This window comes from Pontibacter sp. 13R65, from assembly GCF_047525655.1.
Lineage (GTDB): Bacteria > Bacteroidota > Bacteroidia > Cytophagales > Hymenobacteraceae > Pontibacter.
On sequence record NZ_JBLIQL010000040.1, the window covers coordinates 1 to 21,918 of the forward strand.

General features: G+C 42.2%; 25 protein-coding genes. 8 read left to right on the forward strand and 17 right to left on the reverse strand.

Annotation, left to right across the window (positions count from 1 at the left end):
- Positions 1–312: 312 nt before the first annotated feature.
- From ACMA1I_RS22660 to ACMA1I_RS22695, 8 genes are all read right to left on the reverse strand, one after another.
- The gene (locus tag ACMA1I_RS22660; protein ID WP_337070776.1) at positions 313–1,185 is read right to left on the reverse strand and encodes a pirin family protein; all 873 of its coding nucleotides are present in this window, start codon (positions 1,183–1,185) and stop codon (positions 313–315) included.
- A 175-nt stretch (positions 1,186–1,360) separates the two neighbouring features.
- The gene (locus tag ACMA1I_RS22665; RefSeq protein WP_337070777.1) at positions 1,361–1,936 is read right to left on the reverse strand and encodes an NAD(P)H-dependent oxidoreductase; all 576 of its coding nucleotides are present in this window, start codon (positions 1,934–1,936) and stop codon (positions 1,361–1,363) included.
- Between the two features lie 58 nt (positions 1,937–1,994).
- Positions 1,995–2,351, reverse strand: a complete 357-nt coding sequence (locus tag ACMA1I_RS22670) for a DoxX family protein (protein ID WP_337070778.1) — start codon at positions 2,349–2,351, stop codon at positions 1,995–1,997.
- Between the two features lie 40 nt (positions 2,352–2,391).
- Complete coding sequence (locus ACMA1I_RS22675) at positions 2,392–3,285, reverse strand: pirin family protein (protein WP_337070779.1); 894 nt, start codon at positions 3,283–3,285, stop codon at positions 2,392–2,394.
- A gap of 192 nt (positions 3,286–3,477) precedes the next feature.
- Positions 3,478–4,059: a Crp/Fnr family transcriptional regulator gene (locus ACMA1I_RS22680; RefSeq protein WP_337070780.1), complete on the reverse strand. Its 582-nt coding sequence runs from the start codon at positions 4,057–4,059 to the stop codon at positions 3,478–3,480.
- Positions 4,060–4,848: 789 nt separating this feature from the next.
- A complete protein-coding gene (locus ACMA1I_RS22685; RefSeq protein ID WP_337070781.1) occupies positions 4,849–5,703 on the reverse strand; it encodes a type II CAAX endopeptidase family protein in 855 nt (284 codons plus the stop codon).
- A gap of 175 nt (positions 5,704–5,878) precedes the next feature.
- Positions 5,879–6,412: a hypothetical protein gene (locus ACMA1I_RS22690; protein WP_337070782.1), complete on the reverse strand. Its 534-nt coding sequence runs from the start codon at positions 6,410–6,412 to the stop codon at positions 5,879–5,881.
- An 18-nt stretch (positions 6,413–6,430) separates the two neighbouring features.
- Positions 6,431–6,988 carry a linear amide C-N hydrolase gene (locus ACMA1I_RS22695; RefSeq protein ID WP_337070783.1) on the reverse strand — a complete coding sequence of 186 codons (558 nt, stop codon included), beginning with the start codon at positions 6,986–6,988 and terminating at the stop codon, positions 6,431–6,433.
- Between the two features lie 1,050 nt (positions 6,989–8,038).
- Between ACMA1I_RS22695 and ACMA1I_RS22700 the strand changes: the two genes are divergently transcribed.
- Both ACMA1I_RS22700 and ACMA1I_RS22705 read left to right on the forward strand, forming a co-directional pair.
- A complete protein-coding gene (locus tag ACMA1I_RS22700; RefSeq protein WP_337070784.1) occupies positions 8,039–8,398 on the forward strand; it encodes a hypothetical protein in 360 nt (119 codons plus the stop codon).
- A gap of 289 nt (positions 8,399–8,687) precedes the next feature.
- Positions 8,688–9,317, forward strand: a complete 630-nt coding sequence (locus tag ACMA1I_RS22705) for a hypothetical protein (RefSeq protein ID WP_337070785.1) — start codon at positions 8,688–8,690, stop codon at positions 9,315–9,317.
- 208 nt (positions 9,318–9,525) lie between these two features.
- Here ACMA1I_RS22705 and ACMA1I_RS22710 read toward each other — a convergent pair whose 3' ends face one another.
- From ACMA1I_RS22710 to ACMA1I_RS22750, 9 genes are all read right to left on the reverse strand, one after another.
- Complete coding sequence (locus tag ACMA1I_RS22710) at positions 9,526–10,080, reverse strand: DapH/DapD/GlmU-related protein (RefSeq protein ID WP_337070786.1); 555 nt, start codon at positions 10,078–10,080, stop codon at positions 9,526–9,528.
- 123 nt (positions 10,081–10,203) lie between these two features.
- Entirely contained in the window at positions 10,204–10,914 is a 711-nt protein-coding gene (locus ACMA1I_RS22715; RefSeq protein ID WP_337070787.1) for a T9SS type A sorting domain-containing protein, read from the reverse strand.
- 145 nt (positions 10,915–11,059) lie between these two features.
- Positions 11,060–11,347: a hypothetical protein gene (locus ACMA1I_RS22720; protein WP_337070788.1), complete on the reverse strand. Its 288-nt coding sequence runs from the start codon at positions 11,345–11,347 to the stop codon at positions 11,060–11,062.
- Between the two features lie 109 nt (positions 11,348–11,456).
- Positions 11,457–12,083, reverse strand: coding sequence for a hypothetical protein (locus tag ACMA1I_RS22725; protein ID WP_337070789.1), 627 nt, complete (start codon positions 12,081–12,083; stop codon positions 11,457–11,459).
- Between the two features lie 8 nt (positions 12,084–12,091).
- Entirely contained in the window at positions 12,092–12,685 is a 594-nt protein-coding gene (locus ACMA1I_RS22730) for a DUF4269 domain-containing protein (protein WP_337070790.1), read from the reverse strand.
- A 94-nt stretch (positions 12,686–12,779) separates the two neighbouring features.
- Positions 12,780–13,367, reverse strand: coding sequence for a carboxypeptidase-like regulatory domain-containing protein (locus ACMA1I_RS22735; protein ID WP_337070791.1), 588 nt, complete (start codon positions 13,365–13,367; stop codon positions 12,780–12,782).
- A gap of 89 nt (positions 13,368–13,456) precedes the next feature.
- The gene (locus tag ACMA1I_RS22740) at positions 13,457–13,810 is read right to left on the reverse strand and encodes a hypothetical protein (RefSeq protein ID WP_337070792.1); all 354 of its coding nucleotides are present in this window, start codon (positions 13,808–13,810) and stop codon (positions 13,457–13,459) included.
- 134 nt (positions 13,811–13,944) lie between these two features.
- Positions 13,945–14,823: a tyrosine-type recombinase/integrase gene (locus ACMA1I_RS22745; protein WP_337070800.1), complete on the reverse strand. Its 879-nt coding sequence runs from the start codon at positions 14,821–14,823 to the stop codon at positions 13,945–13,947.
- A 313-nt stretch (positions 14,824–15,136) separates the two neighbouring features.
- Entirely contained in the window at positions 15,137–15,421 is a 285-nt protein-coding gene (locus tag ACMA1I_RS22750; RefSeq protein WP_337070793.1) for a hypothetical protein, read from the reverse strand.
- A gap of 86 nt (positions 15,422–15,507) precedes the next feature.
- Here ACMA1I_RS22750 and ACMA1I_RS22755 point away from each other — a divergent pair, with 86 nt between their 5' ends.
- From ACMA1I_RS22755 to ACMA1I_RS22780, 6 genes are all read left to right on the forward strand, one after another.
- Positions 15,508–15,783, forward strand: a complete 276-nt coding sequence (locus ACMA1I_RS22755; protein WP_337070794.1) for a hypothetical protein — start codon at positions 15,508–15,510, stop codon at positions 15,781–15,783.
- A gap of 844 nt (positions 15,784–16,627) precedes the next feature.
- Positions 16,628–17,188, forward strand: a complete 561-nt coding sequence (locus tag ACMA1I_RS22760; protein WP_337070795.1) for an AraC family transcriptional regulator — start codon at positions 16,628–16,630, stop codon at positions 17,186–17,188.
- 502 nt (positions 17,189–17,690) lie between these two features.
- Positions 17,691–18,257 carry an AraC family transcriptional regulator gene (locus ACMA1I_RS22765; RefSeq protein ID WP_337070796.1) on the forward strand — a complete coding sequence of 189 codons (567 nt, stop codon included), beginning with the start codon at positions 17,691–17,693 and terminating at the stop codon, positions 18,255–18,257.
- Positions 18,258–18,548: 291 nt separating this feature from the next.
- Complete coding sequence (gene kaiC, locus ACMA1I_RS22770; protein ID WP_337070797.1) at positions 18,549–20,018, forward strand: circadian clock protein KaiC; 1,470 nt, start codon at positions 18,549–18,551, stop codon at positions 20,016–20,018.
- A gap of 59 nt (positions 20,019–20,077) precedes the next feature.
- Positions 20,078–20,353 (forward strand): circadian clock KaiB family protein, encoded by a 276-nt coding sequence (locus ACMA1I_RS22775; RefSeq protein ID WP_337070798.1) that lies wholly within the window; start codon positions 20,078–20,080, stop codon positions 20,351–20,353.
- A 391-nt stretch (positions 20,354–20,744) separates the two neighbouring features.
- On the forward strand, positions 20,745–20,936 hold the full coding sequence (locus ACMA1I_RS22780; protein ID WP_337070799.1) for a cold-shock protein: 192 nt from the start codon (positions 20,745–20,747) through the stop codon (positions 20,934–20,936).
- The last annotated feature ends 982 nt before the right edge of the window (positions 20,937–21,918 follow it).

Sequence of the window (21,918 nt, forward strand, 5' to 3'; positions counted from 1 at the left end):
ACCGAAACCCCATCAACGCCCTGGTCCACATCCTCTCAGGTCTGACCGCCTACACCTTTCTCGACCACAAAAACAAAAAGTTTAACCTCGCCAGAACATTGGCTTAATTCCCGAGTTCACGTTAATTAAAATACTAGTTTGATTTGTGAGACGGCAATTCAGGACTCACCAAACACAAATCTTGCAAACTGTTTACAATTATCGCTAAACCGGCCATTTTAAGAGAATCGGCAAGCACGGTCAACTTTTTTCAGACGGGTCACAGAATCTATACAGCAGAATATTTTATATTGAATCAGAAATTACCAGCAACTACCACTTTATTTTTCGTTCTTCGGGAACAGTTGTTATATGATTTATTTTCCCTCGTCTGTACTCCTGATACAATTGCTGAATTTCTTCCGCTGTGTCGGCTATAAACGGTCCATGCGAAACAATTTCATCACCTGTTGGCTTTCCTGCATAAAGCACGAAATTAACTCCTGCTTCACCTGCTGTTAGCTTTAAATCACTCTCTGATGTTTCTTCAGATAGATTCAGCCATCCTACTTCGTCTTTATGTAGTTGCTTTTCTCCCATACCAATTTTAACGCTACCCTCAATCACATACAAAAAAGTGTTGTAGTTCGCAGGCAGTTGTTGTACTGTAGTTACCCCCGCATTAATAGTGATGTTGGCAACAATAAGTGGTGAATAATTTTGTACAGGAGATGTTAAACCAGCTAAGGAACCGCTGTAAAGATGAATCTTAACGCCGTGCTCGTTACTTGTCGGCACATGTTTAAAGGACATGTTTTGCACTCTCGGTGCTGCCCACCGATCTTTCTTAGGTAAGTTGAGCCATAATTGCAGCCAGCGCAGCTTTGCCTTCTTCTCTAGTGTTTCCGTATGCACAATGCCGCTCCCAGCCGTCATTATTTCAAAATCGCCCTCTTTCATATGGTGTTTCTCGTCTCCAAATGAACCCTGCAACAGCAACGATACTGTTTCGAAGCCTGCGTGCGGGTGAGGTCCGCCAACAGGGATGTTATCTTTTTTGTCTAATATATCATCCATTAAGTAGATGAATGGATCCGTTTGAATAAATGGTCCACTTACTACGGGTCGGGCTTCGTGTCCGGCTCCTAAAAAACCTGCTTGTCCTTGAGGTTTGTATTTCTTTATAAGTTGTCTTGCAATTGACATAACGCTATTTCTGTGTAAGCCTGATGATTAAATTTCTGAAACTCATAGACCTGAAATACAGATTACAACAAGTTGTGTCCTGTGTTATCAGCTTCCTGTTTGTCTCGTGTAGCCGGTCATCATGCTTTTATTTTAAAACTTATTATCTAAAAATTTTTAATATGGTTTGACTTCGTCAATTGCCTTGCGCCTGCTCTACCCGGATATTTTTCAGGGCGGCACCCCAGAGCACTACCTGGTCAAGCATCAGGTTCACCTTTTTCTCGTGCATGGCTGCCGGTTTAAAAACCTGAAAGTTTTCGAAGTCAGAGAACAGGGAGAGCATTACCTGCTCCCGAACCGTTGCCACTTGAAGCTCTGCCATAATTAACCGAAGGTGTTCTACTGCACGGGCACCTCCTATACTGCCATAACTTACAAAACCAGCTGCTTTGTTATTCCATTCACGGTATAAAAAGTCCACGGCATTTTTTAGGGCACCTGAGGTGCTGTGGTTATATTCGGGTGTTACAAAAACGAATGCATCAAAGGATGAAATTTTTTCAGACCATCTTTTAGTGTGTGCCTTGGTGTACTGCTGCATAGAAGGCGGATACGGCTCATCCAAAAGAGGTAGTTCAAAATCGATTAAATCTACCACTTCAAATGCAGCATCCGTTCTTTGATGTGCTATTTCGTATACCCACTTTGCTACCGCTTCTGCCTGCCGTCCTGGTCTTGTGCTTCCTATAATAATGGCTACTTTTAACATAATAGTATGTGATTTAAGTGTGTCTTTTATGATTGTTTAACTTATGACGTGCTGAATTTTAGCGTGCGTATTTTGATTTTTTCCAGCTCAAAAGCAGCACCGTATTTAGCAACGCAAATACCAGTGGGCCACCGGTCATTTCTGTCTGCCCTGCTTGTAGGTGAGTGAGGATGGCTACGAAAGCCCAGATGTAGATACCATACATCACAAAGGATTTAGGCTTGAAAAATATTAAAGCTATTGCTAGCGCTATCTCGCCAAGCCCAACAGGGTAGCGGAACCAATCCGGAAATCCCCAACTCTGGATGTTCTGAACCTGCATTTCGACACCGATGAGTTTGGTAACTCCTGATCCGAAAAATGCCACCGCTAATAAAATGGTAAGTACCCACGTAATTATGTTGAAGGCTTTCATGATACTAAATTGTTTTGTTTGAGAATGAATAGGGATATATTTAGTTATTTTTATGTTCTTCTGCTTGATAATTAATCTTGCCGTACTTGTTTGCATGGAAATCCTGGTATGCTTCAGCAATTTCCAGTAAACTGTTCATCACAAAAGGGCCATGTGCAACAATAGGTTCTGTGTAAGGCTCGCCTCCAAATAGAAGGATGTCAGCGGCTGTGTCAGGAGCGTTCGTGATTTCAATTGTTCCTTCTTGCGTGTCGAACGCTATAAAATCACCAGCATGAAAGGAGGTGTTGTTGACAGTAGCATGGTGCTGTGGCAGAAAAATGGCATATTCCATTCCTTTTTCTGCAGGAAATGATACCGTTTTTCCTGCGTTAACCTGGATATGGTATAAAAACTGCTTGGTGTAGGTTGGAATTTTTGACACCAGGTTTTTATATTGTCCAACTATAACTTTAAGCCAGCCCCTGTTGTCCTCCAGGTTAGCGATTGGAACCTCATTTGCGTCTACCGTCAAATACTCCGGATTCTCTTTTTTTACCTGGGAAGGGAGGTTAATCCAAAATTGAAAGCCGTGCATGTACGGGTCACCGGTTTGGGTATCAGGAATTGCTCTTTCATCATGAAGGATACCATTCCCGGCTTTCATCCACTGGATGCCACCTGAGTAAACCTTTGCATGGTTCCCCTGGCTGTCAAAGTGTTCTCCTTCGCCTTTGAGTACATAGGTGAGGGTTGCAATGCCTCTGTGAGGGTGTGCTCCGGTACCCTGCTTCGTTCTAGATTGATCCGGAGAGTCTTTAATTGGAGCGAAGTGGTCGAGAAAAACAAATGGACCAACCGCATCGGCATAGCGGTTAGGTAAAATTCTATAAATAATCATTTCACCTATGTCAGCTCTTTGTCCCTGAGCTGAAAAACTAATCTTCTTTTTCATTGCCTTGATTTCTTCGTTTAGTACTAACCGCAGCGTACGCCTGACGTGTAGTCATTATTTGCGTTACTTTAGCTGCGATTTGATATTACAAAGTTGGCACTTAAAGAAGCGTAAGAACGATGTCAAAAGTCAACAAATTCTGTTGATAAAAATCAACGGTTCAGCGGTGACAGTAAGAGGATGGAAAGGATACTATTTACCGGAGGCTTTCATGCGAATGCGGCTCAATGTTTCTTTCGTCATGCCCAGGTAAGAAGCTATCATGTGCTGGGGAAAGCGCTGCAAAAATGTGGGATTGCTTTCTACAAGCTGTGCGTAACGTTGTTCTGCCGTCATAGCGATGGCAGAACTTACTCTTTTCTGCATGGCGATGGCATGGTTAATATCCATTTCCCGTAAAGCCTGAACAGCAGCAGGAATATGAGCCAAACGGGTAGCATCTGCTTTGGTTGTGGTAAGGAGTTCGCAGTCTTCCCAGGCATCAATATTGTATATAGTAGGAGTAAGCATGGTAAAACTTTCCCGGTCGCTAATCCACCAGTTCTCGATTGCCAGCTGTACCATATGTTCAGCGCCTTTATCGTCTACTGTATACTGCCGCGTTGCTCCCTTAACTATGAATGCCATATACTTACAGACTTCTCCCTCTTGCAGGAAGTATTGTTTCTTCCGTAGTTTCATGGGCACAAAGACTTCTTGAATGATTTGTCTATCTGTCTCTGTGAGCGGCAAACCAGCATACTGCTCTATATAGTTAAAGAGTTTATCGTACATGTATTCAGGTAAAGTAAGTTCTATAAAATCTTGGTTGTAGGCTGTAATAGATGATGGTAGTATAAGTTTGGCAGTGACAATGTTTATAGGAACTTATATGCCAGCTAACGATGCAAGTGAATCACCCCTTGCTACTACAGTCTGAAAGTAGTAAAAAATGGTGTAAAGCGCACGGGCAGACAAAAATTTCTGTGCCATTGCTGCGGCAAGCTGTTCCAGTTGTATTACCACAAGTCAGACTACCGCAGGGAGATAAAGTAAGTGATACTGCACATGCTGGTACGCAACTGCAGTAGCTGTGAAATTAAAGAGGTGGCCCGTCACCTAAAGGTTTTGGACAGGTGGAAGTAGAAGGAACAAGAATTACTGACTTTGCTAATGATAAAAAGCTCTTAAAAGAATATATTGGAAAAATTACACAACCTGCTGAAACTATAATTTTCCACCTCACCCTTATTTTGCAAATCCGGCTAAGAAATATTGGGTTGTATTAATTTTTTATCATCTTGACCACTATCCAAAGCACTTTGTTATATAAACCAAGTTGTCAACCACATCTATCGTGCATAAACGTACCTAGTGCACTTTCAAATTAAAAATTAACATGGCGCGAGCGTCCTCCCTCGTGACTGCTATTCCGCGGCCTCTGGCCGCTTTGGAACAACTTTAAAGGCACATAACCTTTCTAACAATCAAATTGGAGGAGCACTAGTATAGCCAAGTCATTAAATTTCACTTAACATAATATAGCTTTATAAGGCTGGCTCCTGTTCAAGGGAGCCGGCCTTGTTAATATTTACACTTGTCGTACCTGAATCCTAAAAAACCCTCAGACACTGGAAATAACTGCTTTTGGTGTCTCCACGCAACCACCATAGCCAGCACCAGCGTCAGGATCACTGCCAGCGGATTGGGGATATAGAGGGAGAAGGGGACGTTGAGCAGGGCATGGACGCCGATGATGAAGAATAGGTTCCGGGTCCGGTGAAAAAGCAGCGCCCAGGCCATCCCCCCCACAAACGTTACGCCAAGTTTGAGAAGCATCTCGCTCGTCGAGGCTCCGGAGAGCCAGACTGCAGGCAGGTGCATCAAGGCAAAGAGTAGGGAAGAAATGATCACTGCTCCTGTCAGCGCCCTGGCTGCCCGGACCCGCCCCCCGAGCTTAATCTTCAGCTGTTGTAAAAGAAGGCCGCGGTAGCCGGTCTCCTCGAAGAGCGCATTGCCCAGCAGCTGCGCTACCAGCTGACCGAGCATCGGGGCCAGCTCGTTGTCGGACCAAAACTCGATGAGCTCCAGTTTCCCACGGACCAGCAGCTGGTACGCGGCCCCGGCTGCCTGGGGAAGAAGCCAGATGGCGGTGCAGGCAACCGCCCCGGGGAGAAGCAATTTCCTCTCAAGCCCCACATCCGCCAGCCGCAGGCGTCCCCCTGCACATGCGACCCCTCCCACTAGTATAAGAAAGGCGAGTACAGAAGACAGCAGTATGGAATTGACCAGGCCGCCGGTGGCTTTCTCCACCTGCCGCTGCCATACAGGGAAGAGAGGGAAAGCCAGCAACAGGATGTGGCCGACGTAAAAGGCCAGCAGGACAGGCCATGAAGCCTCCCGTATCTTTCTAGGGGGCGGGTTTTGATGGTTTGCCATTGGGAGTAGATCAGATCGCTTTGTTCATCCCATAGATGCAGCCATCCAAGCCATAGTTGCCTGCCTGAAAAAAATTACAGCATGCTCTAGTTCAAGGGCAGCTGTCGCTTATCGAATCCTTGTGGTCGATCATGGGACACTTCCATTCCTGCTGAGGCTTGCACCACCGCCTAAGCTAGTATTTATGCCCAATCAGCCGAAGATAATACCTCCTCAAATTAGCTTTGATGTTCCTGTAGTCCTCCGACTCGGGAAACTCCTTGTTGACGTACCCTATGGGAAACCCCCTGGCCACATAACTGTCATTCAAGTCCGCCGTCAACTTGGTGAGCCCGCCTCTGACGTCTCCCTTCAGCTCCGAGTTGATATCAATATATTCTAAGGGTCCTCCACGCTCAAACCCGCACGCTGACAGGTCCAGCGACTTTACCTCCTTGCCTACGTCTGACCTGAAGTGAACGACGCCGTTCCTAAGATCGGCCACCAGCTGCCACTGCCCCGGTTTGATGCTGTCCAGCACTTGCCAGGAGTAGTCGATGGGGGAAATACCTGATTTATAGAACATTAACATGTGCGTGGCCTTAGCGAACCGGTCCTCCCACTTTTTGGAATAAGAGTCGAACCCTTTCCCGCCCCCCATGAAGTCATAGGCCCCCACGGCCTTCAGCTCCTTCCGGTACGGGTCATTGCAGAGCACCGGCACGGGCATTCCTTCCTGGGAGGAGACCTAGAACCGCCCCTCCATCAGCTCGATTGCCGCGGTGTTGCCCTCCTTGTCGGCCACAAAAAAGTGGCTTCCCGGGAAATTGGGCCACCAATCTATGACAGGCGCCTTATCCAGGTTGCCAATCACCTCCTCCACCGTGGCGTGGCTGTCGAGCTGGTACTGGATCCATTGTGCCCAGAACATGTTGGCCTTGGCCGTGTCAGGCATCGAGTAGGTCTTATCTAGGTAGAGCTCCGCGAGGAACAGGCCCTTCTCGTTCACCCCGTAGCAGGGAAGGTCAGCGCCAAGCAGGTTAAAACTCACTGAGCCATATTTCGATTTCCACGTTATGGTCTTTTCTTTGGTTGCCTGGGAAGACGTAAGCCTTTTCCAGCTCAGGCTCTCTTTGACGATGTTCCTTTTGTTGAGCACGACGATTCCCGGCATAGTCTTCCAGTTTTCATTGAACCCGACGACACAATGGCCCTCCCCTTTAAGCAGAAAGGCAGAGCAACTGTAGGCGGCTCCCCAAGACAGAATAAGAACGGTAGACAGGATGGTTGCTAGTGTTTTTTTCATGTTTCTTATGAATAGGACAAAACTACATGCATGGTGCATGGTGCTATAAAGCCCGGACCGAGGTAAGGGCTTGGAAGGGCTTCTTTTCGCTGGGGTTAAGTTATAAAAATAATAAAAAAAACCTTCGGGATTGACTGTGTATTTGTCTTCCTAAGTCGCTCCATACCTAAATCAGCTTGATTTGCTCTCACAGGCGTATGAGTCCTGAATGCTATTGGCAATGAAAAAGCTCTGTCTGCTCCTGCTTAAATTTAGCCTTTCCTGGGGTAGACTCTATTGACGGACCTTTACCAACTTGGCTACTTGGTATGCGGGACTCATGGTGGGGACCCTAAAAATCAGAAGCTATGCGGACAAAGCCCAAAATGTTCACTCCTCTTTTGTCTCGTAAATTCCGCGATTTTGGGATACCGCCTAAGAGACTTGTTGCTGGATGTTGCTGCTGTATCAGCCCTAAAGATTGGGTAGCAATAACAGCGTAAAACGCGGATTAGAGGCCAGAATTAACCATATTTTATAGCGAATACTATACAGAGACATCTTCTAACTTGTCAGCAACAAGTCAGCAACGTGGAGCAACAGCTATTTTTGCTGTTGCTAGATACCGCCGTTTCCTGGGATGAATACTTGTCAACCTATATCAGGACTAGACATTCCAAAGCTTACTCCTTTTTGTTTACAAAAATACATCTTGCTCCACCGATGGCACTTATGGAAAATTGGATCTTCGAACTTTCAAAAAGGTATTTTACATAACATCAGTTATAAGCGAATCTGCCCCTATTGCCTAACATCAGGGGTAGTAGGTTTGATATTTTGACATGCTTGCGGCTCTCAAGAGTTGTGAGGCAATTCCCTTGCCATGTGAGACAGCTTATAGAATATCAAGGTGTAACATTGTAGCCTTCCTTCTTTGATCTACTTTATAATAAAATCTTAACACATAATATTGAGGAGATCTCAATATAATATACCACCTTGTATAGGTAACCTTTAATTTAACGGTGGGGCATGTTGATTCCTCAACTGTAGACGTCTCAGAATGCAGCCATGAAAGGAAGTTTTGTGTTATTGTTTTTGATGGCAGTGCTTGGTTCTTCCTGTGGTAAGCAGGAGACCATCGCACTGGGATACATAGAGGGCAAGATTATAAAGGCCACGTGTGGAGGCACGGTTATCCAAGTGTTATCTGACAGGAATATAGGCGAGACCTGGCCCTTGCCTCTACAGGGACAGCCAGAGACATTTCATAATGTCGTATTGGCTGGGAACGTGCCGCAGGAACGGCAGGTGGAAGGGGATACACTTTTATTTACCTATGAGACAGTGACTCATTTTTCAGGAAACAACTACTGTGAAATTGGTGGCCTTCCCAGAATAAAAATAGAAATACTCCGGCTGAAGCCCTGAATCTTCTCCTGCTCAACATACTCTCGCTCCTNTGACTCATTTTTCAGGAAACAACTACTGTGAAATTGGTGGCCTTCCCAGAATAAAAATAGAAATACTCCGGCTGAAGCCCTGAATCTTCTCCTGCTCAACATACTCTCGCTCCTTAGTATAACTCACTCCAGCGGCTGCCATCGGGAGTAGTGGTTTCAGTCCTTTCGCAGAGAACAGAAATTGCCGGGACCTCACTTCATAGGACTTGCTCTTTAGCCAACGGTTGGCAATAAACATTTTAGTAACAGACAATCATATGCTGAATAGACAAATCATCGCAGCAGGAAAGGTGTCATTGATAGCGCTTCTGCTCTTTTTTGGTCCTGTATCGTGCGTCTTCTTTGAGGCTTGCCCGGACATCAAGCCGTACTTCTCCATTCATGGGCTGCGCATCTATAACCTTAGGTATACCGGGCAGGGCCCGAATCCTTGGGAGGCGGTTGGAGAAAGCGAGCCTGTCGAGTGGGATGATTTTTTCATGCGTGTAGGCTTTGAGAAAAGTTACCACGCTGGCGTAGAAAGTAGTGGTGGTTCTCGGCTGTATGCCTTGACCTGCGACCAAAGCGGTTCATCGGGAGCAAGGGTCGGTGTGGACACCCTCTACCTTGTCACTCTTACAGATTATAACGACAACTATGTTCAGGGCGATACCTTAAACAGCATTTTACTGACAAATGACTGGACTTCCTACCCTGATGACTTCTCCACCTTCCGCCCTTTGGAACTTTACATGGAGGAGAACAGGATCTCTATCCAACAAGACGCTTTTGAGCTAAAGCTAACCGAGCCGCCAAGCACAGCCGGGGTGTACCGCTTTAAATTGGTTTATGCCCTGAATAACGGAGACTTCTTCGAAGCTGCCAGCAAGTCCGTCAAGCTGTATTAAGTGATTGTTGCAAAAAGAGGGAGACGTAACACCTACTAGGAGAAACACTTGACAATAAAACCTAAAGCACATAAACATGCCTGAGCAAAGTCGTTACTCTTTAATCTAACATAACTAAGCTTATCCCAATTGTTATGGCTTGTTAGTTGATTTATTCAGTTTTGCATTGTTCTATTAATTCAAGCCTTTTTACAATACTATTTTTCTTTTATATGGTACCAGGAGATAATACCGCATTTGCGCCTATTCTGGAATTATCGCCAACCAAAGAACCAAATTTTTCTGTACCTGTTTCGATTATGATAGAGTTATGTACAACTGAAATTTTCTTTGAAGTCCTTTCATTATAATGATTGGCGGCAATAGAACCAGCTTCAAAATTTATGTATTTACCTAGATTACTATTGCCAATGTAATTAAAATGTGCAACAGCAGTTTCTGCGCAAAGAATACTGCTTTTTATCTCACAACCAGGGCCAACTTTAACAGCGTTATCAAGGTAAACGCCTTCTCTGAAATAGGCATTAGCCCCGATATAACAGTTTTTGTTTACTATAACTGGACTTGTCATTACAACTCCTTTTTCAACTATGGCTGTTTTATGCACAGCTATGCCATCCTCTATTTTATAATCTTCACCAAGATGTGAAATCATATTATGCAAAATCTCTTTAAGATTATCAATTATCTCCCATGGCTGTAAATCCCTTTGATTTGGGGAATTTTCAGAAAAGCCTTGTATAAAATCGTCTATGAGAATCATGAATACTAATTTGTTGATTAAGGATGGAAACTGATTACAGATTATAGTATCAATATTGGCTAATAGCCTAAATGGTGGCGTAGATAACATTTAGACGAAGCTACCTAATGTAATTTCTACAGTTTAGGATTTCACCCATTTTCGCAAAACAGGATTCAAATTATTATAAGACAGTTTTAGGAGATACAGGCCCTTTGGCAAGTTCTGAATATCCAGTTCTTCCTCTGTGTTGTTTGTTTCCTTTGTTTTTACAACTCTTCCGCTCATATCCAGAATCTCAATTTTATTTGGATGCTCGCCGATATGCAGGAATTTAACAGTAAGGAAACTTGAAGCAGGGTTAGGGTACACTAGCATATTGTTTCGGACCACCAGATCTTTCGGAGAACTTGTAATAGTCATAATCTTGGTCTTTACCTCCTCCAGCGACATACCGTCTGCATAACCATTTCTTACGCCCATAGAATTAAAAGAACAACTTGCATGTAAGCTATAATCATGAAACAGTGTTACTAACAAAGTATCTCCGGCTCTTATACCAGGCAAATAAACCCCGCAGGTGTTTGCAACACTGTTTAGAATTATCGTATCATTAACTTTGAAATCCGCGGTATTATAATTTTCCATAACAATAAACCTGCCATATATATGTCCTTCTATCGGCTCCGCCTGAACAAGTTCTTCAAATTTTACCATTGCGTTTTTGGAATTAGGAGAAACGAGATCCCAAAAATCTAGAGGCTTCTCTCCAAGGCAGGTACAGGCTAGGGCATTGACAGTAGATGCTACGTAGAGTAAAACCAGTAAAATGGCAGGAGGTGTAAAAACTTTCATATGATGATCTATATTCAATTTGATAGCAAAAACTAAGATAAATTTTTCCTAAAGTAATATTCATCTTAGGTAACGCTCCCGTACATGAGGTGGGCAAGGCGTAAGCCGAAGCTTTGCTCAGGTACTTTGTTAGCATGATTTTTTCTTACTCACCACAAATTACTTTTGTGACCACTTGTGTATCAAGGTCAAAATATATTTCTGTTCCTGTCGAAGCAAAAAGCACTACAGGGTAAGTAAGGTAGTATGTCTTTTCTTCACTATTGTTAAAACTGGTCCAGATTTCACTTCTATTTCTTCTTCTGTAAGATTCGTAGTCCCCCATTACTTTCTTGGCTTCTTCCAACGTCATACCAACTTCTACATTTTTACACAGAGACAAGTATTGAGAAGCGTCATTATGAGCTTTAAGAAAATCATAAATGCCCCACATGGTAGCGAATATGCCTATGAAAGCAAAAATGTATAAGAGTTTCAGTCTTCATTTAAGTTAACGTTAATGGACTAGGCTTTGCGGTGGCGTAGCTATCGTGAAGGTGTAGTTAGCTAATGATTTTGTTTATGAGCCTCTGTACTCCAGCCCACACTTCTGCTGGTTCTGTGACTAAATAAAATATAATTTTAGGCAAAACCCCAGTAATTTCGAGTGCTATTGCAACAATAGGTAGCAACGCATATGACCAAATCGGAAACTTGAATTTTGTATTCACATCTTGCCACACTTCATTCCAAATTACCTCCATCTTGCTCTTGTAGTGCCAAAGAATCAAAAAGTCCAACAGGATATAGAATGACAATCGCCAAACAAAGGCATTAGCCATAGCTGGCGGCATAAAAGTAAGGTCAATAAGCAGTATCGTAGTAACTATTGGAAGGAACAAAAACGCTCCAAGCAAAGCAGTTCTATTTATGATGAGCAGACCGCCACAAAGCATCTGTGAGATCCCAATGAATGCTTTGAAAGGTTGCTGGTCGAACATGTACCATGAGACCTGAAACAAGCTTAAATCCTTCAAAGGTGTTGACAATTCTGCGTCACTTAGTCCAAACTGACCATCCACCATTTTGCTGTAGCCATAGCTAAGGAAGGTCCACCCAATAAGAAACCTTGCTGCAAGTATAAAGTAATCCCAGTACTTTTCTTTCGGTACTTTCTTTATAAGCTTCATCTTTTAATTTATTTGCTAACGTCTCTGCTAAAAAGAGTTTTAATGCTTTTTAGCAGAGACGTTAGCAAATAGGGTTTTAATTTTTCTTCATATTTTAAAAGTTCAAGATATGGATCTCCCTTCAATCCTAAAGCATGAGCAAAAGCTGGTTCCGTTTTAAATCCCTGATCCTTAAGTTCCCTAATGGTTTGCCTGAACTGATTTCCCTTGGAAAGTAGAAGATAGTTCTCTACTACCATGTGTCTGTAAGCATACTGCTCTTGCGAAGGTTTATTCTGCCCGAATATTTCAATCTCAAAGCTTTCAACTATAAAATTAGCAATTACCGTACGTTGGTCTTGAACCATTTTATCAACTAACTGAAAGTCTTTATAACCGGAGAAATATTTGAACAAATTGACCTTGAATTCATCGACATGTTCCCAGTAACAAATAATGTCCAAATCACTGTTTTCTATATCAATATCTATCGGAATTGTCCCTGCCAATATGGGAGAATAAGGTTGCAGATATTCCATTATTGAATATTGAGTAAGCACATTATATGCTGCTTGTTGCTTTGGTGTACCTCTCTTTAAATATTCAATAATATTGAAATCCATTCTTTTATTTTTCCTTTCTGCCAACGGATTAGTACAGGCTGCGAACAAGGCGCAGCCGAAGCTTGGCTTATGTGCAGGGTTAGGCGATTGTGTTTTACATGCCGACCACATCTTTTCTTACTTCCTTCCGCCACTTTTTACCATACTTGCTGTCAAGGTACTTGAACACGACCTGATTATACTGCTCTATGCATTTTTCATTTGGAGCAACACAGCCGAAGTCGTAGTACTTTACATCATACTTCTTCTCGAACTTTTCCTGATGTACATATACTACTGGTGCGATGCCACCCATTATTAAAAGCCTTGGCTCTTTTTTCTTTATATCTCTTTGTGCTATATTTTTATTGATGCTGCAATCTGCAACAGCCAACAGGGATAAGCCTGTTATTGACGCTTCTGTTATGGTCAAGCTGGTATCTATGGCTGGAAAGCTTGCTCCGAGAACCTGCAACTGGTGTTTTCCCAGTTGCAGGTTCTCCAACATAAAAATACCAAGACTGTCTGTTGTAGCCACCTGACCCGAGTTTTTGACTGTCACCAAGGCTTCTTGCGCAGGTACCATATCAAGTCCTATAATCAAATTGACCCTACCACTTATTGAATAAGATCCTCCCTGTCCCTGTGCAAAAGCAATAAAGGGACCCATTGTTATCAGTAAGAGTATTTTTATTTTTTTCATTTTATACTTTTACTACCGCCTAACGATTAGTACAGGCTGCGAACGAGGCGTAGCCGAGTTTGGAGCCTGTGCCGTGTTGTAGCCAGTTTTTATTCTTCTATATCTTCAGTAAACTCAATGCTGAACCTTGGCTTCAACTGAACTTTCAGCACGTACTTCCTACTTGATAACATTATTCTTTTTTCTTCTTTATTGTCACTAAGCACATTCAAGGAAGAGATGTGTTGCAGATTCATGTTAGCAATCTCAAAGTTTTCCTTTGACACTTTAATTGAAACTTCATTATAGGAAGGTGTCATTGAGAAAGTAATTACTTCGTTTTCAGGATTGCTGTATTTGTAAATTGATTTGTTATAATAAAACGGAACGTCAGTTGAAGAGTCAAGCATATGAGGCTCGCTCTCAAATACTGCCATCAATTCATACTCTTCTGGGTGTTCCATTTCTTTATTCAAATTTGCTACAACTACCGGCTATACGACAACATACGCTTATCTGCACTATGTACGTAGTTGCTGGAGCTTGCTTGCTGACTGTATCCCGTAGAATTAAATGGTAGGTGCATGCTCGAATATGATTAAGCTAAAATAAGTATTTGCTTAAGATTATCCAACGGGCTGGCGATTTTATCCACGGCATGGGTGGTAATATGGTTATAGATCTCAGTGGTCTTGCTGCTTCGGTGGCCCAGCAGCACCTGGATGTAGCGCAGATCCGTTCCCTGCTCCAGTAGGTGGGTGGTAAAGGAGTGGCGCAACGTATGAGGCGTAGCGGGAGATTTCACACCAGCCTTTGCTTTACAAGCCCGAAAAACATGACGGATGCTTTCCCCAGGGTACTGCCCGCCTGTCTGCCCTTCAAAGAGCCATATCTTGGGTTTAAAGACTTTGTAGTAGGCCCACAGACTTTCGAGCAGTTTTTGCGATAGCAAGGTGGTGCGGTCTTTCTTGCCTTTTCCCCCACATAGGAGCAGCAGGTTACGCTCCGACTGTACATCCTTAAGCTTCAGCTTAATCACTTCGCCAATCCTTAAGCCTCCGGCATACAACAGTTGAAGCATGCAGCGGTGTTTTAAGTTCTCGGTCACTGACAGGATTTTGAGCACATCCTGCTTGCTCAGCACCTGGGGCAAGCGCTCGGGCTTTTCAGGCCGCTCTACCTGGTTTAACTGTACTTCATGCCGCAGCAGCACGCGCTGGAAATTAAACTTCACGGCATTGATGGATTGATTGAAAAAGGATACAGAATAAGTACCCGTCTGCACCATCGTTCTATGGTAGTGGTTGATCTGTTCTTCTGAGAAAGCATTAATTACATCCATCTCCTTATCCTTGTGCGCATTCAGAAAGCGGAGTAGCAGGCTGTGGTAAGTTCGAATGGTACTAAGCGAGTAGTTGAGCAGAAACAGCTTTTCCAGGTAGGCAAGTGGGCAAGGGATAGCCCTGGCCTTTCTGATAGCTTTGTTTCCAAAGCCTGGCCTATAGGGCCATGTCCTTGAATTGCATCGTTTGCGCCAGCCATTACCGGGCTATAGACTCCAGTTCCGAAAGCAGCAAGTGCATAGACTGGCTTTCAGCATTGATCACAAAGCACTGCATGTCCGAAAGCCAACAGGACACCTGGCTTTTCTTCAGGCAGGGATAGATTTCATTGATGTGGTGGTAGCATAGTTGCACATAAGCTTTGCCTCGATGCTCCAGAGGCTGAAGGCGTACCACAGGCCGTACAGGCACCTTTTCCAGTGGTTCGGTTAACGCAACATTAACTTGCTACAAAACAACTGTTCCTTGCGCTGGGTGCAGGCGCTTGGGCTTATGTAAGTAACGGGTATCTACTTTGGCCAGCCCCTGGAAGTGCTGGTGCATCATCTCGATAGCTTGATTACTGTGGTGCATCACAAAGCACTTGTAGGTCTTGCTGTACTTGATCCAAGTAGCTTCTTTTAAACGCTTGGAGATAAAGGGGCTCGCCTTGTGCCAGATGTGGATAAACGCTTTGCCCTCGTGTTCCAGCAGATTTAAGAACAAAACAGGTAGTTGCTGTAGATAAGCCATGATAAATAAGGAAAATACTGCTTGCAAAAGTAAAACCTTTTATAGCAGTACCCGCGTTTTTACATGGATATAAACGCGGGTAAGGTATGAGCTATTCCAGAACATGCATCCAGTGCGGAACAGCCATCGTGAGCAGAAGCGATAAACGCTACTGTTCAAATCCCTGCCGCCACCTGGCCAGCAACGTGATTAAGCAGCAAAACCAGCACGAGCGCAGGATTCTCTCGATTAATGCCGCGCTCAGAAATAACCGCAGCATCTTAAAGCAGCTTAGCCCACAGGGCAAGACCACCATCCTCCGCCAGTACCTGGAGCTTGAAGGCTTCGATTTCCGCTACCTGACCCAGATCTACCGCACTTAAATAGGAAACACTTACCACCTACCTGTGCTATGATTATGGCTACCTGCTCTTACCTGAAGAGTGCTGTTCGTCATCTGGCAGCCCTACATGGATGGGCCTAGCAAAAGGTAGCTGTTATGAAAATTTATTCTTGCTTTTAACTAAAACATATGCTTCTAAAACAGAGTGATTCCTGTTGATATGGTTCGAGAATTCACTCCTTCCGACTACTACAATAAAAAGCCGGTTCACATCAAATAAAGCGTTTTTAATTTCTACAATTTATCTCATTCGATTAAATTATACCTTTTCTAAATCAGCTATAACACTCAGGTTTTAAGATCTCCTATTCGATGGGGATTAGGGAATAAGTACTTTGAAGTAAGATTTATCGTGTGAATTTGTGCTGAAAAATAAAGTCCGGTTTATGAATTTTTCTAGCGGAAAAGGCCTTCCGGAGAACTCTTCTGGTACTGCTCCAATTACCTGCTACACAACTTAATTTAATGTAACTAAAATTAGTAACAAAATATCACTCCATTTAATTAGGAATAGATTTACATCACTTATCTCAATAACTTTATTTTTATTAGCTAATCATTTACTATGCCCACCAGAGTTTGTGTACATTTATAGTCGACCATACAACTTGTCGAAATTCAACAATTAATTTATTCAAACTTATAATTCAAAAACTAGAATCTTGTGTATTATATCCAGCGTGTTGTACCCAGTAAGAGATCGCACTACCGTCTCGATATTTTGAAAGATAGGTCGCAATCAAATATAATTTTTACTAAACATAGTTTGGAAGGTATCGAAACTGACTTCTAAATCAGGAGAAAAGACTGTTTATAGAATTGCTATGAAATTGTATATTAAATATATGGTCAGCCTGCGCTGCAAAATGATGGTGAAGGAAGAACTGAACAAGCTGGGGCTACAGTGCATGGTAATTGACTTGGGTACTGTAGATATACTGGGAGACATCTCCCCGCAACAGCGAACTCAACTCAAAAACAATCTTCTGCTATCTGGATTGGAGTTGCTTGATGACAAGAAAAGCATCCTGATCGAGAAGATAAAAAATGTCATCATTGAGATGATCCATTATTCAGATGAATTGCCGAAGGTAAATTATTCGGACTTTATCAGTGAGAAACTCAACCACGATTATACCTACATGGCTAACATCTTCTCCGAAGTAAAAGGTATTACAATACAGCAATTCATTATCTTCCATAAAATTGAAAGGGTAAAAGAGTTACTCTTGTATAAAGAGCTTACCCTAACTGAGATCGCTCATAAGTTACATTACAGCAGTGTAGCCCATTTATCGAACCAGTTCAAGAAAGTTACTGGCCTCTCCCCTTCTTTTTACAAACAGCTTAAGCATAAGCGCATGGCCAACCTCGAAAACATGTGATTTATATAACATTCATTTTTTACTGTGTAACATAAGGCAGCTCTACTATCACCACCTTTGTAATATCAAAAAAAGCTCAAATTTATATAGCCCAGCTTTCGCCAGTAACAGAAACTAAAACCCCACTTATTGATTTTAAAGTATAAAGTACCTGCATTACCGAAAGCATCCTCCTGCCAGCAGGGCAGCAAAAAAGATGATCAGCGCTAATACAGATTTTCACTTCCTAAGGTTACAGATTAGTGGCAACAAAGTTCATATGTTTTAACAAACTTGTACCATATCACATGATTGTGTAGCTTCTACTATAAATTTATACTTACAGATTAATGAATTAATAATAGGGCGCAAACGTCTTAAGTATATAACACAGAACCTGTTTTACATTTTCCTGTAAAATTCTGATCTCATTGCTCATCACATCCCATTAGGTTCTAATCACTTTGCCAGCAGCAGCGCCGTACCATACTCCCGGATTTGAGTATGCACTTTACTATAACAAATGAAATTACTTATTAAGTATATGGTTAGTAACCGTTGCAAAACAATGGTGCAGGAAGAACTCTCGAATCTTGGATTACAATCAGAGTATGTTGTGATTGATCTGGGCATGGTGGATCTGCACAAAGATATTACTGACATTCAGGTAGAACAGCTAAAAGAAAAACTTAACATTGCCGGCCTGGAGTTACCCGATGAAAGTAAAAACAAGCTAATAGAGAAGGTAAAGAAACTCATAACAGACATGATTAACTCATCGGAGGAGCAGCCGAAAGTAAATTACTCTGTTTACATCAGTGAGAAATTGGGTTACAACTATAACTACCTGGCAAATATATTCTCCGAAGTTAAAGGCATCACCATACAGCAATTTATTATCATCCATAAAATAGAGAAAGCAAAAGAACTATTGTTTTATGATGAACTCAACCTTACAGAAATTGCTCATCGGTTACATTACAGCAGTGCAGCCCATTTATCCAGCCAGTTTAAAAAAATAACAGGCCTTTCGCCTTCATTATACAAGCAAGTAAAGGAGAAACGGGAGAGCGTGCTTGATAACCTGTAAAATTTGAAACAGACTTGAGGAAGTTTGTAAAGCTTTTTCTCCTCAATGCTCCCAACTTTGTACATCCTTTGGTTATTATACTTCAGACAGTGGAGTGTATACTCAGGTTAGACTTTTTCAGGCCAAAAACTAAAATCCTTAATTGGGTGATCTGATTAACGGGGTTGAATAAAATCCCTTGGGTCTTCTTGAATGTTTCATAAAGCTCATTTTTAACTTCCTGTCATGGTTACTCCTAGACCTGAAAGTCCAGAACAATATCTCTATTTCCAAAACCACTTATGCTTGCCTATGCAGCTTAAAAAATTAGAAACCGGAAATGCTTCCTTCGATCATATTTCACATGGTGGATTGCCGCAAGGCCGAACTACCCTTGTAGCAGGCAGCTCAGGAAGCGCAAAAACACTTTTTGGCGCGCAATTCCTCGCATTAGGTATAGAGTTGTTCGATCAACCAGGTGTTTTTGTCACCTTTGAAGAGCAAATAGATGACATCCGGAAAAACCTGAAAAGCTTTAACTGGGACATTGATACCTGGGAAAAAGAAGGGAAATGGATATTTGTGGATGCTGCCCCTAAAGAAGAAATCATAGTAGCAGTTGGCGATTTTGACTTGAGCGCTTTCAGGATCAGGTTAGAAAGAGCTGTGAAAAAATGTAATGCAAAACGGGTAGTCATCGACTCCATAGGCAGCATTTTCACGCAATTTCACGAAGAGACGCATACCATCCGCAGAGAATTAATACAGGTTGCTCTTACTCTTTCCCGTTTAGAAGCAACGTCTATCATTACAGCCGAACGCCTGGAAGAATATGGTAAAATTACGCGCTTCGGGGTAGAAGAATTTCTGACAGATAACGTAATTATACTTCGGAATGTATTATACAACGAGAAGCGCCGAAGGACTATCGAGATTCTAAAATTCAGGGGAAGCGACCATGAGAAAGGTGAAAACCCGTTTACTATAAATCCGGAAAAAGCCATTGTAATCATACCATTGTCAGCCATGAACCTGAAACATGTCTCTTCTAGTGAGCGTGTAACATCGGGCATACCTGCACTGGACGAGATGCTAAACGGCGGGCTCTATAAAGGATCTATTAACCTGATTTCAGGCGCAATAGGTGCCGGCAAAACATTATTGGTGGCCAATTTTATAAATGGTATCCGGGAGAAAAAAGAGCGCTGCCTGCTTATGGCTTTTGAAGAAAGCAGTGAACAATTGTACCGTAATGCAGCCGGCTGGGGGATTGATTTTAAGCAACTGGAGGAAGAAGAACTTCTGAAAGTGATTTGCCTGTATCCTGAAATCTCTTCATTGGAAGATCATTTTATCAACATTCAGGAAGTGGTTAAGAACTTTAAACCCGACAGAATCGCAATAGATAGCTTGTCTGCTTTAGCGCGAACATCTTCTGACAAAGGATTCCGGGAGTTTATCATCGCCTTTACCTCTTATCTAAAGCACCAAGAAATTACAGGCATGTTTACATCCAATACCCCCTTGCTGGCAGGCGGCACGTCCGATACAGAAGGCAACATTTCTCCTATTACGGATTCAATTATTTTGCTGCGCTATGTAGAAATGTCCGGTGAAATGCAACGAAGTATAGCTGTGCTTAAAATGCGTGGCTCTAAACATGATGCAACTATCCGCAAGTTTTCTATAACTGATGAAGGGGCCAAAATAGGCCAACACTTCGAGGGCATCAGCGGGATCCTGACAGGTAATCCTATGCTTATAAGCTCGGGTAGAGATTAATTCCCAGCATACCATTGCACAATTTTACCGGCACTTTTAGCTAAATTTAAAAAACGAGCATGCATGTATTTCAGCTCTATATTAACGGACACAGCCTTAATTCAATTGAGGCTGTGGACACCCTTCTTAAGATCTGCAGGGAGAATTTAAATGGCGATTATCAGCTAGACATCATTGATATACAAAAAGATCCAGACAAGGCAGAAGAAGCAGGCATAATAGCAATACCAACCCTGATTAGAATGAAGCCAACACCAGTTAACCGTATTATAGGAGCCTTAAATGTGCGCAGCCGTGTGTTAGCAGGGTTAGGTATTCCGAGTATGCTAAAGTAAAGAAAAGTCTATCAATTGCCCGGATCTGGCAAAGAACAGACGTTGCCAACATTCAACAGAAAATTTTAGGAAGAGCAATTTTATAACAAAACAGGTAAATCGATTTACTACCTACTACCCGGGAGATAAGCAATCCTTTTATTCATGAGTTAATAGCTGCCTGATTTATTTCGGGCAGCTATTTGTATTCGAAGTCGATCTATAGTATTATAAACCACTTATTTTAGGCCGGCTTACCACAGGTCCAGATAACACCGGAAATTATGAATCAACTCATAAAGGAAAGGCTCTTAACAAATAGCTTATTAGTGTCTTATTTATTGTATATTGAAGAAATTAAGGAACGTTTATACCTGCTGAAATGTAGTAAGTGTATAATAACAAATACAATATGAATAACGGAACAGTAAAATTCTTTAACGACCTTAAAGGGTTCGGATTTATTAAAGAAACAAATTCAGATCAGGAATACTTCGTACATGCCTCTGGCCTAGTAGATGAAATCAGAGAAAACGACGAAGTTAGCTTTGACCTGCAAGAAGGACGTAAAGGATTAAACGCAGTAAATGTAAAACGCGCTTAGTTTTAAACTATAATTTAATAAAAAGCCTTACCCCCGGTAAGGCTTTTTTTATTGCGGTTACAGCTATGCATGCCTTTACGGCACATTGATACCTATAACCCTTAGACTTTAAAATGAATAGAAAATATTTAGTAGATACTAGTACCCATGAGTACTTATGCATTGCACTTAAAAAAGGACAGGACTGGGTACCTAACAATCAGAATGTTATATCATCCTTTATGAGTACACGTACTCCCGTAACAGAAAGTAAATCCGTATTGCTTGAAGGTGAATTTAACGACAATATGTTCTTCGAAAAATGGATTCGAAATGGCACAAACGTTTTGTTCCAGTATTAGTAGTTAATCTAGTACAAGCTGCTCTAACTACTGATCTTGTAAGGGCAAGAAAGATCAGAGATTAACTTCAATCCTTTTAATTAGCAATTTCAATTTAGTTTACTTAAAATAAATTGGAAGAAGAAACACTGACCAGGCTAGAAATAAAAGGTTTCTTTGTCGAGCCATAATAAAGCACTGGCAGAATTGAATGATCGGCTGCGCAATCTTTTGCACAGAATTTACCTACTAAAGAGGAGCAGAAACAGGCCCGGGATTAGCTAAAGAAAGAGAATTTGCTGGTGGTTTACAAGCAAGCTGCCGGGACACCAGTCTCCAATCCTGCACTTCTGCTTTACGTAATGCCCTTTCAGGAGCATGGGTAATTACCTATGAAGGGAACCGCTATAGCGTCAGTAATCTTAAGGACGAGAAAAAATATTATTGATGAGGTAAGATATAAGCTGGCTCAGTAGCCTTTATTTATTCCACAATATTTATTTTGAGGCGCCTTTCCATTGTGATAATTTCATAAAGTAACGTGAACTCGGGAATTAATTTGGTTTAAGACAGGCATTTGCGCAACAAAAAAGGCTAAGGATTAGGTAGAAATATTGTCCGATGTTTCACCTAACTCCTTAGCCTTATGCACTTTATCATAG

What these genes read in the sequence shown, in the direction of transcription:
- ACMA1I_RS22695 (WP_337070783.1), bottom strand. Translation starts at nt 6,988, where the DNA reads ATGAAAAAAACACTAGCAACCATCCTGTCTACCGTTCTTATTCTGTCT.
- ACMA1I_RS22750 (WP_337070793.1), bottom strand. Translation starts at nt 15,421, where the DNA reads ATGGCTTATCTACAGCAACTACCTGTTTTGTTCTTAAATCTGCTGGAA.
- ACMA1I_RS22660 (WP_337070776.1), bottom strand. Translation starts at nt 1,185, where the DNA reads ATGTCAATTGCAAGACAACTTATAAAGAAATACAAACCTCAAGGACAA.
- ACMA1I_RS22710 (WP_337070786.1), bottom strand. Translation starts at nt 10,080, where the DNA reads ATGATTCTCATAGACGATTTTATACAAGGCTTTTCTGAAAATTCCCCA.
- ACMA1I_RS22765 (WP_337070796.1), top strand. Translation starts at nt 17,691, where the DNA reads ATGAAATTACTTATTAAGTATATGGTTAGTAACCGTTGCAAAACAATG.
- ACMA1I_RS22735 (WP_337070791.1), bottom strand. Translation starts at nt 13,367, where the DNA reads ATGAAAAAAATAAAAATACTCTTACTGATAACAATGGGTCCCTTTATT.
- ACMA1I_RS22780 (WP_337070799.1), top strand. Translation starts at nt 20,745, where the DNA reads ATGAATAACGGAACAGTAAAATTCTTTAACGACCTTAAAGGGTTCGGA.
- ACMA1I_RS22760 (WP_337070795.1), top strand. Translation starts at nt 16,628, where the DNA reads ATGAAATTGTATATTAAATATATGGTCAGCCTGCGCTGCAAAATGATG.
- ACMA1I_RS22680 (WP_337070780.1), bottom strand. Translation starts at nt 4,059, where the DNA reads ATGTACGATAAACTCTTTAACTATATAGAGCAGTATGCTGGTTTGCCG.
- ACMA1I_RS22725 (WP_337070789.1), bottom strand. Translation starts at nt 12,083, where the DNA reads ATGAAGCTTATAAAGAAAGTACCGAAAGAAAAGTACTGGGATTACTTT.
- ACMA1I_RS22775 (WP_337070798.1), top strand. Translation starts at nt 20,078, where the DNA reads ATGCATGTATTTCAGCTCTATATTAACGGACACAGCCTTAATTCAATT.
- ACMA1I_RS22665 (WP_337070777.1), bottom strand. Translation starts at nt 1,936, where the DNA reads ATGTTAAAAGTAGCCATTATTATAGGAAGCACAAGACCAGGACGGCAG.
- ACMA1I_RS22705 (WP_337070785.1), top strand. Translation starts at nt 8,688, where the DNA reads ATGCTGAATAGACAAATCATCGCAGCAGGAAAGGTGTCATTGATAGCG.
- ACMA1I_RS22730 (WP_337070790.1), bottom strand. Translation starts at nt 12,685, where the DNA reads ATGGATTTCAATATTATTGAATATTTAAAGAGAGGTACACCAAAGCAA.
- ACMA1I_RS22715 (WP_337070787.1), bottom strand. Translation starts at nt 10,914, where the DNA reads ATGAAAGTTTTTACACCTCCTGCCATTTTACTGGTTTTACTCTACGTA.
- kaiC (WP_337070797.1), top strand. Translation starts at nt 18,549, where the DNA reads ATGCAGCTTAAAAAATTAGAAACCGGAAATGCTTCCTTCGATCATATT.
- ACMA1I_RS22720 (WP_337070788.1), bottom strand. Translation starts at nt 11,347, where the DNA reads ATGTGGGGCATTTATGATTTTCTTAAAGCTCATAATGACGCTTCTCAA.
- ACMA1I_RS22755 (WP_337070794.1), top strand. Translation starts at nt 15,508, where the DNA reads ATGAGCTATTCCAGAACATGCATCCAGTGCGGAACAGCCATCGTGAGC.
- ACMA1I_RS22700 (WP_337070784.1), top strand. Translation starts at nt 8,039, where the DNA reads ATGAAAGGAAGTTTTGTGTTATTGTTTTTGATGGCAGTGCTTGGTTCT.
- ACMA1I_RS22670 (WP_337070778.1), bottom strand. Translation starts at nt 2,351, where the DNA reads ATGAAAGCCTTCAACATAATTACGTGGGTACTTACCATTTTATTAGCG.
- ACMA1I_RS22675 (WP_337070779.1), bottom strand. Translation starts at nt 3,285, where the DNA reads ATGAAAAAGAAGATTAGTTTTTCAGCTCAGGGACAAAGAGCTGACATA.
- ACMA1I_RS22740 (WP_337070792.1), bottom strand. Translation starts at nt 13,810, where the DNA reads ATGGAACACCCAGAAGAGTATGAATTGATGGCAGTATTTGAGAGCGAG.
- ACMA1I_RS22685 (WP_337070781.1), bottom strand. Translation starts at nt 5,703, where the DNA reads ATGGCAAACCATCAAAACCCGCCCCCTAGAAAGATACGGGAGGCTTCA.
- ACMA1I_RS22690 (WP_337070782.1), bottom strand. Translation starts at nt 6,412, where the DNA reads ATGCCCGTGCCGGTGCTCTGCAATGACCCGTACCGGAAGGAGCTGAAG.